Here is a 14979-nt window from a genome sequence, read left to right as displayed (position 1 = left end):
TCACGGGCGTCGGCGCTGCGCTGGGGTGAAAGCGCGATTTTAACAGGCCACGTTGGCGCGCAGGCCCTATTCGGGCAACAATTCCCCCCGGATACGCTCAATGGAAGTCCTGATGCGCCGCAGCCTCTTTTTCATGATGTTCCTCGCGTTGTGCCTGCCGGTGGCCTCGATGGCCCAGAGCGGCCTGCGCACCGAAGGCGATGTGGCCAGTGCCAGTGGCGCTTATGAGGCCGAGGTCCCGGTCAACAGCCAGGCCGATTCGGACCGCAACGGTGCCCTGTCCCGGGCGCTGGGCAATGTGCTGGCCAAACTCTCGGGCGACCGCAGCGTGATGAGCCGCCCCGGGGTGATGCAGGCCCTGCGCAATGCCAAGGATTACGTGGCCAGCTATGACTACCGCCAGGATCAGAGCACCTCGGCCGGTGGCGCGCCGAGCTACCGCACGATTCTGGTCGCCCGGTTCCGCGAGGATGACGTCGACGGCCTGATCTCGGCCCTCGGTCTGCCGCTGTGGCCGCAGCCGCGACCCAAGCCGGTGATCTGGCTGGCCATCGATGATGGCTCCGGCCCGCGCCTGGTGACCGTCCAGCAGGCCAATGCGGCCCGCCCGCTGCTCAACCGTGCCATCGAGCGTGGCTACAAGCTGGGCCTGCCCACGGGCAGCGCGGCCGAGCAGGCACTGGTCGGTGCGATCTGGCGCCAGGACACCGCCGCGGTGGCCCGCGCCTCCTCGCGCTATGCCCCGCCGATGCAGCTGATCGGCAAGCTGTACCGCCAGGGCAGCGGCTGGGTGGCCGATTGGGTGTTCGTCGATGGTGGCAAGGAACTGAACAAGTGGACCACCAAGGACAGTGACGCCCGCCGCGCCATGGCCGGGGGTGCCGATGGCGCCGCCGATGCGCTGGTCCGCCGCTATGCCAAGGCCGGTGCCGCTACCGGTGCGGCCGGCACGTACACCATCGTGGTGCTGGGCCTGAACAGTGCCGAGGACTACATGCGTCTGGCCGCCGGCCTGCGTGAGACCGCCGTGGTCCGCAACGTCACCCCGGTGCGCGCCTCGGGCGATCGCCTGGAGCTGTCGCTGGAGATGACCACCGGCCTGGCCGGCCTGAACCGCATGCTGGGCGACAACGGCGTGATCGCGCCGACCGCGCCGCTGCCGGTGCCGATCGATGAAACCTCCCCCTCGGCCCTGCCGCCGCCTGCCAGCAACGAGTACCGCCTGCGATGATCCTCACCCCCGAAGCGGAAATCGCACAGTTCCTCAGGCGGTTGAAATATGTCCTGGTGGCGCTCGCCGCCGGCTGGGTGATCTGGCTGCTCGGCCCGATCCTCACGCCGTTCGTGTTGGCCTTGGCGCTGGCCTGGCTGGGTGATCCCCTGGTCGACCGGATCGAGGCGACCGGACGCTCGCGCAACACCGGCGTCGTGCTGGTGTTCGTGGCGATGATCCTGCTGATCACCGGCGCGCTGCTGATCCTGGTGCCGATGATCGAGCGCCAGGTCGCCACGCTGGTGGCGGCGATCCCGCAGGCACAGCAGTGGCTGATGGAAAAAGGCATCCCGTGGTTCGAGCAGAAGACCGGGCTGGAGGTCATGCAGTGGATGGACCCGGACCGGCTGATCGAATGGGTGCGCAGCCATTGGCAGCAGGCCGGCGGCTTCGCCAAGACCTTCTTCGGCTACGTGCAGCGCTCGGGCTTCACCATGGTGACGTGGGTGGTCAACATTCTGCTGCTGCCGATCCTGGCGTTCTACTTCCTGCGTGACTGGGACAAGCTGGTCGAGCGCGTGGCTTCGATGATTCCGCGCAACCACGTCGGCACCATCACCAACCTGGCGCGTGAGTCGGATGAAGTGCTCGGCGCGTTCATCCGCGGCCAGTTCCTGGTGATGATCGCGCTGGGCGTGGTGTACGCCGCCGGCCTGTCGCTGGTCGGCCTGAAGCTGGGCCTGTTGATCGGCCTGGTGGCTGGCCTGATCAGCTTCATCCCGTACCTGGGCGCGACCACCGGCATCGTGATGGCCGTCGTGGCCGCGCTGGTCCAGGCGCAGGGCTTCGATCTGAAGCTGCTGATCCTGGTCGGCGTGGTGTTCACGGTGGGCCAGCTGCTGGAAAGCTACGTGCTGACCCCGCGCATCGTCGGCGACAAGATCGGCCTGCACCCGGTGGCGGTGATCTTCGCGGTGATGGCCGGTGGCCAGCTGTTCGGCTTCCTCGGCATGCTGCTGGCGCTGCCGGTAGCGGCAGTCAGCAACGTGCTGCTGCGCTATGCACATCAGCGCTATCGCCAGAGCGATCTGTACGCCGGTGAGAAATCGGCGATCGTGCTCGATGCCTATGTGGACAAGCCCGAGATCGTCATCGTGGGCACCCCGAAGGGGCCGGACGCACAGTGAGTGTCGTTCCGCAGTTGCCGCTTGCCCTGCGCTACCCGCAGGACGAGCGGTTGGAGACGTTCATCGGTGCGCCGGACGGCGCGCTGGCGCAGCTGCGCGCCATTGCCGTGGGCGCCGCGGATGACTGGGTGTATCTGGAAGGCGCGCCGGGCACCGGCAAGACGCATCAGGCGCTGGCGACGTGCTCGCTGGCCGAGCAGGCTGGCCGCCAGCCGACCTATCTGCCGCTGAAGGCGGTGGTGGGGCGCACGCGCGCCGCGCTGGAATCGCTGGAAGGCCGCGATCTGGTCGCGCTGGACGGGCTGGATGCGGTGGCCGGGCAGCGCGAAGACGAAGTGGCGCTGTTTGATTTCCACAACCGCGCACGCGCGGCGGGCATCACCCTGCTGTACACCGCACAGCACGCCCCGGACCAGCTTGGGCTGGTGTTGCCGGACCTGCGCTCACGTCTGCAGCAATGCGTGCGCGTGGTGCTGCAGCCGCTGGATGATGAAGGCCGCGCGGCGGTGCTGCGCGAGCGCGCGGCACGCCGTGGGCTGGCGATCGATGAAGCGGCGATTGAATGGTTGCTGACCCGTACCGGCCGTGAGCTGGGCAACCTGGTCAGCCTGCTGGACTGGCTGGACCGCGAATCGCTGGCGGCCCAGCGCCGCATCACCGTGCCGTTCCTGCGGCAGGTGTTGGAAGACGGCCCGCACCTGCTGTAACCGTCCGCAAGCGGCCTGTGGATCCACGCCATGCGTGGATGCATGTGTTGGTGCCGGGCGGCGCGATGCCTCGGCCACGCGTGGCGTGGCGCTACCCTGGCGGCGTCAGACGTTCAGTTCTGCATCCAGCTGCGCCAGCCGCTCCGGCGTGCCCACATCCGTCCATCGACCCGCGTGATGCTGGCCGGTCACGCGGTTCTGCGCCATCGCATGCCGCAGCAGCGGGGCGAGGCCGAACTGTGGGGGTGTCGCGCTGGCACCGGCGGTTTCGCCGATCACCGCGCGCCAGCCGTTGATGATCGCCGGGCGGTAGACGCCCACACCGGCATAGGTGAGCCGCGCGCTGTCGCCGTCATCGCTGACCCGACCATCGGCGTGCAGGATGAAGTCGCCGCGCGGGTGCTGGGCCGGATTGTCGACCAGCACCAGATGCGCATCGCCGGTGGGCGCGTGTGGCAGCGTGGCGAGATCGACATCCGTCCACACATCGCCGTTGATCACCAGGAACGGCGCATCGCCGAGGATCGGCAATGCGTTGAGAATGCCGCCGCCGGTTTCCAGCGGCACATCGCCTTCATGGATGAAGTGCAGACGCAGGCCCCAGCGCGCACCGTCGCCGAGTGCGGGCGCGAACTGATCACCGAGCCAAGCGGTGTTGATCACCACCTCTTCGATGCCGGCGGCCGCGAGCCGGTCCAGATGCCACACGATCAGCGGTTTGCCCCCGGCCACCAGCAGTGGCTTGGGCGTGTGCAGAGTCAGCGGGCGCATGCGCTCGCCTTTGCCGGCCGAGAAAATCATCGCCTTCATGGGCGCGCCTGCACCGGTTCGGCGATGCGGGCCAGCGCCGGCTTGATGCGCAGCTCGAACAGGTCGTGCAGGGGGGCCAGCTCAGGATGGCGCGGCAGCACTTCATCCAGATAGCGGATGAAACGGGGGGCATCCTCGAAGTAGTGCCCCTTGCCGTCGCGGTCACGCAGGCGCACGAACAGGCCGAGGATTTTCAGATGGCGCTGTACGCCCATCCAGTCGGCGTCGCGCAGGAACTGCGGCCACGGCCGCACCGGCAGACCGGCGGCGAGGGCGAGCGCGTGATAGCGCGCCAGCCACGCGTCCACGCGTTCGATCGGCCAGCTCAGGAACGCATCCTTGAACAGGCTGACCGGGTCGTAGGCGATCGGCCCGCGTACCAGGTCCTGGAAATCCAGCACCGCCGGGCCACCCTCGATGGGCATCAGGTTGCGCGGCATGAAATCGCGGTGGGTCAGCACCTGCGGCTGCTGCAGCGCGTTGTCCATCAGCAGGCGGTGCATGCGCTGCAGGTTTTCCACTTCGCCACAGTCCAGTTCAAGGCCGAGGTGGCGCTGCAGGAACCATTCGTCGAACAGCCCGGCGTCACGCTGCAGCAGCGCCTCGCCGAAGCTGCCCATGCCCTCGGGCACGGGAATCTGTTGCAGCCGGATCAACTGCGCGAAGGCGGCATCGAACCAGGCATCGGCATTGTCGGTGTCGATATGGCGGGCCAGGGTCGGGCCACCGAGGTCTTCCAGCAGCAGGAAGCCGTTGTCCTCATCACGCGCCAGCACCTGGGGCACGCGCACGCCGTTGGGCTCAAGCAGGTCGTGCATGCGCAGCCACGGCCGCACATCTTCCAGCCCGGGCGGGGAATCCATCACGATGTGGCTGCCGCGCGCGCTGGTGGCGCGCCAGTAGCTGCGGAAACCGGCATCGACCGAGGCACGGTCGAGGGCGGTGGCCGGATCGCCAAGGGCGGCGCAGGTCCACTGCCGGCGAAGGTCAGCGCGCAGCGGATCGGAAGCAGGATCGTTCATGGACGGGTACGTCGAAGCGGCGCCGGATGGCGCGCGGGAAAGAAGAGAGGGCGACGGTCAGCGCTTGCTGCTGAACAGCCGGAGCACGGCCAACACCGCGACCGCACCGAGGATCGCGCCGATGAAACCGGCAGGCTCACCGCGGGCATACCAGCCCATGTACTGGCCGAACCAGCCGGCCAGCAGGGCGCCGACGATGCCGAGCACGATGGTCAGCAGGCAGCCCATGCGGTTGTTGCCGGGCATGAAGAAGCGCCCAAGCAGACCGACGACGAAGCCGACCAGGATGATGTAGAGCCAGCTGGTGCTGCCAAACAGTCCGTTCATGCCAAAGACGTCAGTAGAAGGTGGACGCAGCCTAGCAAGGCCAGGCTGCGTCCGCCAACGTCAGCAGCAGCCGTGGCCGCCGTGACGGGTGCCGCTGTCAGCGGCGACCGGCGAACCGCTGGTCTCGCCACGCAGGCTGGCCGCGTAATGCTCGCTGATCACCTTGGACACGCACGAGGTCACGCGCTTGCCCATCGGGATGTGCAGGAACTCGTTCGGGCCGTGCGCATTGGAATGCGGGCCGAGCACGCCGGTGATCATGAACTGCGCACCCGGGAACTTCTCGCCGAGCATGCCCATGAACGGGATCGAGCCGCCTTCGCCCATGTACATCGCCGGCTTGCCGAAGAAGGTCTGGCTGGCATCGTCGATCGCCTGGGTCAGCCACGGCGCCATCGCCGGGGCGTTCCAGCCGCTGGAGGCCTTCTCCAGGTCCAGCTTCACTTCCGCACCGTTCGGCGGATCGCGCAGCAGGGCTTCCTTGAGCAGCTCGCCGCAGGCTTTGCCGTCGGCGGTCGGGGGCAGGCGCAGCGACAGCTTCACCGCGGTATGCGGGCGCAGCACGTTGCCGGCCGAGGCCAGCGGGGGCAGGCCGTCCACACCGGTGACCGACAGCGCCGGGCGCCAGGTGCGGTTGAGCACCAGTTCGGCCAGGTCGTCGTTCATCGGGCGCAGGCCGTCGACCATCGGGAATTTTTCGAAGATCGCGGTGTCCACCACTTCAGCGGCACGCTTGGCCTGCTCCTGGCGCTCGGCCGGGATCTCGACATTCATGCCGTCGATCAGGATGCGGCCGGTGTTCTCGTCCTCGATGCGCGAGATCAGCTGGCGCAGCAGGCGGAAGCTGGACGGGATCACCCCGGAGGCGTCGCCGGAATGCACGCCTTCGTTGAGCACCTTGACCGAGAAGTTGCCGCCGGTCAGGCCGCGCAGCGAGGTGGTGCACCACAGCTGGTCGTAGTTGGCGCAGCCCGAATCCAGGCACACCACCAGCGACGGCTTGCCGATGCGCTCAGCCAGGTGATCGACATAGGCAGGCAGGTCGTAGCTGCCGGATTCTTCGCAGGCTTCGATCAGGATCACGCAGCGCGCGTGCGGCAGGCCCTGTTCCTGCAGCGCCAGCACGGCCGCCAGCGAACCGAACATCGCATAGCCGTCATCGGCGCCGCCGCGGCCGTACAGCTTGTCCCCGCGCAGCACCGGGATCCACGGACCCAGATCGTCGTCCCAACCGGTCATTTCCGGCTGCTTGTCCAGGTGGCCGTAGAGCAGGATGGTGTCGTCGCCGGTCTCGGCGCCGGACGCCGGGATTTCCAGCAGCAGCAGCGGGGTGCGGCCTTCCAGGCGCACCACCTCGACGGTCAGCCCGGGCAGGTTCTGGGCGCGGGCCCAGGTTTCCATCAGGGTGACGGCCTGTTCCATGTAGCCGTTGGCGACCCAATCGGCGTCGAACATCGGCGATTTGTTGGGGATACGGATGTAATCGACCAATTGCGGGACGATCTCGTTGTCCCACTTTTCACTGACGAATTGGCCGAGCTTGGCGCTGTCCATCTGAACTCCGGAGTGCTTTTGACAAGTCCCGCCATTCTACGCCTGCGCTGGGGTAGGTATTTCCCTACATCACGTCGGGTGTTAGGCCTGCTGTGTGAAGGCGCTGTGGACGATAGGCTGTGTGTATGTGGCGAGGGACGCTGGAACCTTCGACAGGATTGCCGGCAGGGGCCGGTTCCGAGCCACAAGGAGTTGCACAGTGGGACCTTGGTTTTCGTGCAGGGCGCTGGTGCTGGGACTGCTGTTGAGCGGAATGGCCTTCGCGGCCGATCGGATCAACATCAATACGGCGGATGCGTCGACGCTGCAGCAGGGATTGGCGAACGTGGGGCCGATGAAGGCCGAGGCGATCGTCGCGTACCGGCGACAACACGGCCCTTTCGTACACGTCGAGGATCTGGCGCGGGTGAAGGGGATAGGGACAGCTACCGTCGAACGGAATCGACAACGGATGACGACCGGGGCCAGGCAGGCGCCGGCCGAGGCACCGCCCAGGAGGGCAGCGCCGGCCTCCGTACCAAGGCGCTGAAAAACAGGACAGGTCGGGACAGGCAGGATGCCGGTCACTGGTCGCCACGGCAGGACGCCGCGGCGGCACCGACAGCTGCACGGACGCAGCACGCAGGGAGGCGGCGCGGAAGGACTGGCGCGGACCCACCAGGATGGTGGCATCCAGACCCCGGGAAGGGCTGAGATGGCGGAAGCATATACGGCCGAGTGCAGGACGCATGGCCGGCACCCAGACTGGGCAGGATGCACAGGGGGAAGGCGGGATGCCGACAAGGATGTATCGATTGCCCGGTTCGCACAGGAGGTGTGGCCGGGCAATGCTTTTTGGGGCGGCTGAAACGGATCGCGGGGTTTCGCGATCGCGTGCCGGCAGTTCGTGTAGCGTGACCGCATCTCTTCGAATGGATGCATGACATGGCAGTACGCAGCACGCTGTTGAGTCTGGCGCTCGGGACGCTTCTGGCGACCGGGATGCTCCTCGCCACGGCCGCCACGGCCGCCAACGCGGCGCAGACGGCAGCCACGACCACGCAGGCCCCGCGCGGGCCGATCGATCTCAAGCCCGGCGAATTCCTCTGGCATCCGGAAATCTCCCCGGCCGGCCCGATCGTGCTGGTGGTCAGCCTCGATGAGCAGCGCGCCTACGTGTACCGCAACGGCATCGCGATCGGCATGAGCACGATCAGCTCGGGCAAGACCGGGCATGAAACCCCGACCGGTGTGTTCACGATCCTGCAGAAGGACAAGGACCACAAATCCAACCTCTACAACAGCGCCCCGATGCCCTACATGCAGCGCCTGACTTGGGACGGCATCGCGCTGCACGGCGGCAGCCTGCCCGGGCATCCGGCCTCGCACGGCTGCGTGCGATTGCCTCAGGCGTTCGCGCAGAAGCTGTTCGGCGAAACCCATCGCGGCGACACCGTCGTGGTGGCCGATGCCAAGAGCGCGCCGATGACCCTGGCCTATCCGGCCGTGCTGGCGCCGGTCAGCAGCACCGGCAAGCCGCTGGTAGAAAGCACCGACGCGCCCGCGCACTACTGGAACGATGCGGCCGCACCGGCCGGCCAGGTTGGCATCCTGGTCAGCCTGCACGATCAGCGCCTGTACGTGCTGCGCGATGGTGTGCTGATCGGCGAATCGCGACTGGAGGCCAAGGCCTTGCCGGCGTTCGAGGGCACCACGTTGTTCGTGATGGGCCAGGGCTACCAGGACAACCCCAGCCCGCTGGACCCGCACCGCCCGCTGCACCGTTGGACCGCCTATCCATTGCTGGGCCAGACCGCCGCCAATGCCACCCCGGACCTGCTCGCCACGCCGAGTCTTCCGATGGCCCTGCCGCCGGAATTCGCCGAGCAGCTGTACGGCGTGCTGGTGCCCGGCACCACGTTGCTGGTGACGAGCCTGCCAGCGGTACGCCCGGTGGCCGATGAACAGAACCTGCAGCCTGTCTTGGAATCCGATGCCGGTGGGTCCACTTTGTAAGGGTTGCCTCCGGTTGGTGTGCTGCCCATGCGTGTAGTGAAATTGCTGCCCGCCGCGTTCTGCGGCCTGATTGCGTCCGCCACGGCAGGCGCGGCCAGTCCTGCGCCGGCGCCGGGCGGCAACCCGGTGCAGATGGCCGAGATGCTGGCCAGGGCGGCGCCGGGGGCGGACAAGCACGTATTGCAGTTGGCGGCACGCGCGATGCACTGCGCCCTGCGTCGCCCGGAGCTGGGGGTCGATCCGGGCAAGTTGAGCGTGATCGATTACTCACGGCCATCGACCGAACCGCGCATGTGGATTTTCGATCTCAGCCGCCAGCGGCTGCTGTTTGAAGAGTGGGTCGCGCACGGGCGCAACAGTGGCGACAACCGTACCCAGCATTTTTCGAACAAGGACGGCAGCTTCATGTCCAGCCTGGGCGCGTTCACCGCCAAGGAAACCTACATGGGCGGCAACGGCTATTCGTTGCGCCTGGACGGGCTGGAGCCGGGCTTCAACGACCATGCCCGCGACCGCGCGATCGTCATCCATGGCGCGCCGTACGTGAATCCCGCGATCGCCCGCCTGCAAGGCCGCCTGGGCCGCAGCCTGGGGTGCCCGGCGGTGCGCCTGTCCGTGGCGCGGCCGCTGATCGACAGCCTGCGCGGCGGCACGATGGTATTCGCGTATTACCCTGACAAGGACTGGCTGGCCCGTTCGCGCCTGCTGGAACCCGATTGCGGCGGCGTGTCCTGAGGCAGCTCTGCTGCGTCGGCTCAGGCACACTAGCGCCATGTCGACCGATACCGTCCTGAGCGCGGCCAGCAGCGTCATTCCGTCCTTCGAATACCGCCGCGAACGCTGGCGCAATGGCCTGGGCTGGACCCGCGAGATCCTGCGCGTACCCGACAGCGAGGACTGGCAGGTGCGCCTGTCGATCGCCGAGATCGAACAGGACGCCGCATTCTCCGCGTTTCCCGGCATCGATCGCGAACTGGTGCTGCTGCGTGGTGAAGGACTGCGCCTGCGTTTCGCTGATGGCGCGGTGCACACCTTGATGCCGCCGCACGATCGCCTGCGGTTTGCCGGCGAAGCGCAGGTGACCGGCGAACTGATCGACGGGGTGACCCACGATTTCAATCTGATGTGGCGGCGCGATGCCGTGCAGGCCGAGCTGCTGCACCGGCCGCTGGTGGGCAGCATGTTCTTCTTCACCGAACCCGAGGCGGCGTGGGCGATTCATCTGCTTGCCGGCCAAGCCGAGTTCGAAGGCGAGCCGTCGCTGGCACCGTTGGCCGCCGGTGATACCGCCTGGCTGGCCGCGGGTGAGCGCCGCCGGTTTGCATTGCGCGGAGGCGGCGAATTGTTGGCGATCCGTGTGAGTGCGGGTGGCAACAGCGCCTGAGGCGCTGCAGGTAACCCTCAGTACACGTCGCGCCGGTAACGCCCGGCCACGATCAAGGCTTCTTTCCCGTCGCGGCCCAGCGCCTGCTCGATCACCGCATCCACCGCCGGGGCCATGCCCTGCAGGCTGCCGCAGACCAGGATCGTGGCGCCATCGTTTACCCACGTCTGCAGTTCACGGATCCGCGCCTGCAGCCGGTCCTGCACGTAGTGATGTCCGCCACCGTCGCGACTGAACACGGTATCCAGATGGGCGATCCAGCCGTCACGCTGCCAGGCGCGCAGGTCGTCGCCGAAGAAGAAGTCGTGCGCGGCGGTGCGTTCGCCGAACAGCAGCCAGTTGCGGCGCGCGCCGGCGCTGATGCGCTCGCGCAGGTGCGCGCGCAGGCCGGCGATGCCGGTGCCGTTGCCGATCAGGATCAGCGGCGTTGCCGCCGGGACCCCATGGAAGTTTGGGTTGCTGCGGAAGCGCAGATCGATGCGGCCGTCCAGCGCGGCGTGATCGCACAGCCACCCACTGCCCAGGCCGGGAGTGCCATCAGGACGCAGCTGCCGGCGCAGCAGCAGCTGTACCTGGCCTTCGGTGGGCAGGCTGGCGATGGAGTACTCGCGGTGCGGCAGCGGGCGTAGTGCCGCCACCAGTGCGGCGGCGTCGGCAAAGGCGGCCGTCTCGTCGCTGCTGGGCAGATGCGCCCGCGCGAGGTGCGCACGTAGCGGCTGGCCATTGATGTCCGCGTCGCCCTCCCAAGGGGTATCGCGCAGCCAGGCCTCGACCTCGGCCGGCGCATGCTGGGGCCCGATTTCGACCACGTCACCGGCCTGCCACGCCGGCAGCACGCCATCAGCAGGCACCAGCGTGATGCGGTACGTCGGCGAGCCCGGGCTGCCCGGGTTTTCGAGGTGCCGCGCCTGCAGTTGCCACGGCAGATACTCGGCCGGCGCCCAGTCGGGCAGCTCGGTGGCTTCACCCCCGAGCTGGCCCAGCAGTTGTTGCCAGTGGCGCAGCGCGCCGGGATCGGCATTGTCTACTTCGACGGTATCGAACAGCGGATGCGCGCCATGCTGACGCAGCCACGCATCCAGCTGGTGACCGAAGGCGCAGAAATGCCCGTAGCTGCGATCCCCCAGCGCCAGCACGCCGTACTGCAGCTGCGGCAATGCCAGCGCCTGTGGCATCACCTTGCGCAGGAAGGGCAGGGCATGATCCGGCGCATCGCCTTCGCCGGTGGTGCTGACCACGAACAGCACCTGCCCGCTGCGCTGCAGAAGCGCGGCGGTCACCGCATGCAGCGCGCGGATGCGGACCGGCAGGCCGGCAGCGCGCATCGCCTGCGCACTGCGTTCGCTCAGCTGCTGGGCGAAGCCGGTCTGGCTCGCCCAGACCAGCAGGATCGGTGCGGGTCCATTGTCGGCCACGTGCTCCTCGCGCAGGCGTCCACGCCACCAGATCAGCGTACAGAAGGCCGCGTAAAGCACCAGGCTGCCTGCTGCCCACTGCCAATGCGACGCCAGCGGTGCACTCTGCCACCACGCGTCGCCCAGATGCAGGCGCAGCAGCGCCCAGGCAACGACCGCCAGCAACAGCATCACCGCCAAGTTGCCCAGCCACGCACGCGAAGGACGCGGCGTCATGCGGCGCCTGCGCGGTCGTCGGCGAGCAGGTGTTCGAATGCGGGGCTCATGTGTTCCTCGATACCGTGCGCACCACGGCTGACAAAGCGTGCGGCCAGTGCATGGGTACGTGCAAATGCGATGCCGTCGTCCCGGCCCATCACCGTCAACGCAGTGGCCCAGGCGTCGGCCTGCATGGCACTCCCGGCGACCACGGTGACCGCGGCCGCTGCACGCGTGACCGGTGCACCGGTGCGTGGATCCAGCGTGTGGCTGAACTGCTCGCCGCTCTGTTCGAAGTGATGCCAGCGATCACCGGAGGTGGCCACCGCCAGATCTCTCAGCGCGAGCACGCGCGGCGGATGCTCCGCGTGCGCATCCTCTTCCGGGGCCGATTCCACCAGCACGCGCCACGGCTGGTCATCGGGCTTTCGGCCATAGCCGTGCAGCTCGCCGCCAACCTCCACCAGCGCGGCGTGCACCCCGTTCTCGCGCAGCCACGTGCTGACCTGGTCGACACCAAAGCCCTTGGCGATCGCCGACAGGTCCAGCGCCAGCCCACCGGGTTGCAGCAGGCGACCGGGCTGCCAGCGCAGCCGTTCCCAGCCACACCGCGCACGCGTCGCGGCGAGGGTGGCAGCGTCGGGAATGCGCTGGGCCTGCGCCTGTGCACCGAATCCCCACAGCGCCACCAACGGGCCCACGGTCGGATCGAACGCACCGCCGCTGCGCTGTGCGATCTCCAGCGCGCACTGCATCACGGTGTCGAACAGCGGCGGCAGCGCCTGCCATACACCAGCGGCCGCACGGTTGAAGCGTGAGATATCGCTGTCGGCTTCCCACGTACTCATCTGCGCGACCACGGCGTCGAGCTGTGCCTGGATGCCGGCATGCAGCGGGTGCAGGTCGCGGCTGCGCGCCACGACCAGTTTTACCTGCCAGGTGGTGCCCATGGTGTGGCCGCCGAGGCTGGCGATGTCGAGATCCGGGTTGTTCATGGGGATGGGCACGTCGGGACCAGTAAGCCCGATGGCCGGACTGCGTCGGGTGAAAAGCCCCCGTCGTGTCGACGGGGGCGGGATGGGGTGGACGTCGCGTGCAGCGCCCGCGTCGAAGGCCGTTACTCCGGCAGCACTTCCAGCGTGGCCACGTAGCTCAGGCGACGCTTCTTGGCTTCCTTGATCGAGGTCTTGCTGTCCTCGGTGCCGGTCTCCAGCCAGTACATGCCCGCTTCGGGCCAGGTGACGGCGAACTCGCCCTTGGCATCGGTGCTGACCTTGATCTCTTCCTGCGCGTTGCGGTAACGGGTACCGCCACGGGTGATCTCGACGTCCAGGCCGGCGGTCGGCTTGCCGTCGACCAGCACGCGAAAGCGCGCGGCTTCACCGGTGACCAGATCGTTCGGGTGGGCCAGCGCGATCATCTCGATGCCCTGGTTGGTCGGCTTGAGCGCGGTGTCGTTCGGGGTGCCGTTGGTGACGAAGGTTTCCACGCGGCCGACCGACTGCGAGACCTGCAGGTTCCTGGCGTTCTTCGGCACTTCGGTGGCGAAGGTGGCCGGGGTACCGCGCCAGCGCTTGGGCTTGCCGTCCTCTTCCCAGCTGGCCGACAGGCCGTTGTTGACCGTGGCCAGGCGGTAGGTGCCCTGCTGGGTCAGCTCGACATCGAACACGCTGCGGAACTTGCCGGTGGCCGCGTTCTGCGGCTGCACGGTGGTGCCGTCCGGCGCGGTGATGACCAGGCTGTCCAGGCGCAGCGGCACATGGTTGAAATAGAACAGGTCGTTGGAGACCGCCGCGTCGACGGTGATCCACGGGTTGGTGCCCGCGATCACAGTCTGCGAAGGCTGCAGCCAGGCTTTGTGGGCCAGGGCGGAGAACGGAAGTGCGGCGGCCATGGCGGCGGCGAGGACGAGCGTGCGCTTCATCGAAAAACTCCAGGTGGGCAGGGGATCAGGGCTTGGCGGACAGGGTGACCAGACCGAGTTCGGTCGCGCCCTGGGCCTTGCCCGACTGGGCGGACGTGACCGGCCAGGTGAAGGGGATCTTGAGCAGTTCGCGGCCGCCGACTTCGCGCACCGCTTCCACCACGAGCGTGTAGTTGCCCGGGGCGAGCGCCTTGAGCGCCGGCTGCTTGTCGCTTAAGGAGAGCGCGTGCTTGCCGACCGGACGGGTCGGGCCGGTCACGCCGTCCACCGGCACCTCCAGGGTGCGGCCGCTCTTGCGCCACCACTGGCGCAGGTCGGGCAGCCACTTGGTGCCATGGCCCTCACTGTTGCCGGTCTGCTGGTACCAGACGGAGAGGTTGGCGGCGACCTTCTGGTCGGCCCCTTCCAGCCACACGGCCACATACGGGCGGTGGTACTCGGCCACGTTGAGCTTGGGCACCTCGACGTTGATGTCCAGGGTGGTGGCATAGGCCGGCGAGGTGGCCAGCAGGCCGCTCAGGGCGATGGTCAGGGTGACGCGCATGGTGCGGCTCCGGAAGGGACGGTCAGTGGATGAGGATCAGGGCGATCAGCAGCGGGATCAGCAGGCCCAGGCCGACCAGCGGCCAGGTCATGCGGCGCTGGCGGGCATGCAGGTGCAGCAGGAACAGGCCGGTGATGCAGAACACCAGGCAGGCCACGGCGAAGATATCCAGGAACCAGCCCCAGGCTGGCCCGGCATTGCGCCCTTTGTGCAGATCGTTGAAATAGGACACCCAGCCGCGCGCGGTGGATTCGTACTCCACGTCGCCCGTTTCGCGGTCGATGCTCAGCCAGGCATCCGCGCCCGGGCTGGGCATGGAGAGATAGATTTCGCCATCGGACCATTCGGCCGGGCGGCGCCCGATCGAGATGCCGAGCTGCGCATCCAGCCAGCGGCTGGCCACGCGCGGGATCGGTGCCTTGCCATCGGCGCGGTCGCCAAGCTTGCCGAGCAGGTCGGCAGGCAGCGCCAGCTGGCGGCTGACCACCTCCGGCGTGGCTTCGATCCTGGAGGCGTGGTTCAAGGTGATGCCGGTCGCGGCGAACAGCAGCATGCCGATCAGGCACACCGCCGAGCTGATCCAGTGCCACTGGTGCAGCGTGCGCAGCCAGAAGCCGCGGCGTTGTTGTTGCACGCTGGAAGAGGGAGCGCTGGGGGCCACGGTCGGGAGAGAGAGTACTGAGGGGCGAATTACACCAT

At 67.9% G+C, this 14979-nt stretch carries 16 protein-coding genes; 7 read left to right on the top strand and 9 right to left on the bottom strand.

All coding sequences use genetic code 11. From position 1 onward, the window contains the following. Positions 1 to 112 precede the first annotated feature (112 nt). The 3 genes from AC13F7_RS09430 to hda are packed head-to-tail and all read left to right on the top strand — an operon-like array spanning position 113 to position 3107. Positions 113 to 1231, top strand: coding sequence for a DUF2066 domain-containing protein (locus AC13F7_RS09430; protein WP_482999959.1), 1119 nt, complete (start codon positions 113 to 115; stop codon positions 1229 to 1231). Beyond that, positions 1228 to 2400, top strand: a complete 1173-nt coding sequence (locus AC13F7_RS09425) for an AI-2E family transporter (protein WP_482999958.1) — start codon at positions 1228 to 1230, stop codon at positions 2398 to 2400. Before AC13F7_RS09430 ends, AC13F7_RS09425 begins: the two co-directional genes overlap by 4 nt. Further along, positions 2397 to 3107 (top strand): DnaA regulatory inactivator Hda, encoded by a 711-nt coding sequence (gene hda, locus AC13F7_RS09420; RefSeq protein WP_482999957.1) that lies wholly within the window; start codon positions 2397 to 2399, stop codon positions 3105 to 3107. Before AC13F7_RS09425 ends, hda begins: the two co-directional genes overlap by 4 nt. Before the next feature lie 105 nt (positions 3108 to 3212). Here the strand turns inward: hda and murU are convergent, their stop codons facing one another. The 4 genes from murU to AC13F7_RS09400 are packed head-to-tail and all read right to left on the bottom strand — an operon-like array spanning position 3213 to position 6820. Then, entirely contained in the window at positions 3213 to 3917 is a 705-nt protein-coding gene (gene murU / locus AC13F7_RS09415) for an N-acetylmuramate alpha-1-phosphate uridylyltransferase MurU (RefSeq protein ID WP_482999956.1), read from the bottom strand. Then, positions 3914 to 4939: an aminoglycoside phosphotransferase family protein gene (locus AC13F7_RS09410; protein ID WP_482999955.1), complete on the bottom strand. Its 1026-nt coding sequence runs from the start codon at positions 4937 to 4939 to the stop codon at positions 3914 to 3916. The genes murU and AC13F7_RS09410 overlap by 4 nt, the downstream gene beginning before the upstream one ends. Before the next feature lie 57 nt (positions 4940 to 4996). Further along, positions 4997 to 5266, bottom strand: coding sequence for a GlsB/YeaQ/YmgE family stress response membrane protein (locus AC13F7_RS09405; protein WP_019185648.1), 270 nt, complete (start codon positions 5264 to 5266; stop codon positions 4997 to 4999). 60 nt (positions 5267 to 5326) lie between these two features. Beyond that, a complete protein-coding gene (locus AC13F7_RS09400) occupies positions 5327 to 6820 on the bottom strand; it encodes a M20 family metallopeptidase (protein WP_482999954.1) in 1494 nt (497 codons plus the stop codon). A 253-nt stretch (positions 6821 to 7073) separates the two neighbouring features. Here AC13F7_RS09400 and AC13F7_RS09395 point away from each other — a divergent pair, with 253 nt between their 5' ends. The 4 genes from AC13F7_RS09395 (at position 7074) to AC13F7_RS09380 (ending at position 10199) form a co-directional block, all read left to right on the top strand. Further along, positions 7074 to 7349, top strand: coding sequence for a ComEA family DNA-binding protein (locus AC13F7_RS09395; protein ID WP_123728576.1), 276 nt, complete (start codon positions 7074 to 7076; stop codon positions 7347 to 7349). A 395-nt stretch (positions 7350 to 7744) separates the two neighbouring features. Next, positions 7745 to 8815: a L,D-transpeptidase gene (locus AC13F7_RS09390; protein ID WP_482999953.1), complete on the top strand. Its 1071-nt coding sequence runs from the start codon at positions 7745 to 7747 to the stop codon at positions 8813 to 8815. Positions 8816 to 8842: 27 nt separating this feature from the next. Continuing rightward, a complete protein-coding gene (locus tag AC13F7_RS09385) occupies positions 8843 to 9550 on the top strand; it encodes a murein L,D-transpeptidase catalytic domain family protein (protein WP_482999952.1) in 708 nt (235 codons plus the stop codon). A 37-nt stretch (positions 9551 to 9587) separates the two neighbouring features. Then, positions 9588 to 10199 (top strand): HutD/Ves family protein, encoded by a 612-nt coding sequence (locus AC13F7_RS09380; protein WP_482999951.1) that lies wholly within the window; start codon positions 9588 to 9590, stop codon positions 10197 to 10199. Positions 10200 to 10216: 17 nt separating this feature from the next. Here the strand turns inward: AC13F7_RS09380 and AC13F7_RS09375 are convergent, their stop codons facing one another. The 5 genes from AC13F7_RS09375 to AC13F7_RS09355 form a co-directional block, all read right to left on the bottom strand. Beyond that, on the bottom strand, positions 10217 to 11830 hold the full coding sequence (locus AC13F7_RS09375) for a sulfite reductase subunit alpha (protein ID WP_482999950.1): 1614 nt from the start codon (positions 11828 to 11830) through the stop codon (positions 10217 to 10219). After that, on the bottom strand, positions 11827 to 12807 hold the full coding sequence (locus tag AC13F7_RS09370) for an FAD:protein FMN transferase (RefSeq protein ID WP_482999949.1): 981 nt from the start codon (positions 12805 to 12807) through the stop codon (positions 11827 to 11829). Before AC13F7_RS09370 ends, AC13F7_RS09375 begins: the two co-directional genes overlap by 4 nt. A 122-nt stretch (positions 12808 to 12929) precedes the next feature. Then, entirely contained in the window at positions 12930 to 13736 is an 807-nt protein-coding gene (locus AC13F7_RS09365) for a DUF4198 domain-containing protein (RefSeq protein ID WP_482999948.1), read from the bottom strand. Positions 13737 to 13761: 25 nt separating this feature from the next. Beyond that, positions 13762 to 14280 (bottom strand): DUF2271 domain-containing protein, encoded by a 519-nt coding sequence (locus AC13F7_RS09360; protein ID WP_482999947.1) that lies wholly within the window; start codon positions 14278 to 14280, stop codon positions 13762 to 13764. 22 nt (positions 14281 to 14302) lie between these two features. Beyond that, a complete protein-coding gene (locus AC13F7_RS09355) occupies positions 14303 to 14941 on the bottom strand; it encodes a PepSY-associated TM helix domain-containing protein (protein WP_482999946.1) in 639 nt (212 codons plus the stop codon). Positions 14942 to 14979: the final 38 nt, after the last annotated feature.

The organism is Stenotrophomonas sp. K-6, from assembly GCF_056861555.1.
This window is presented reverse-complemented; position numbering and strand designations above follow the sequence as displayed.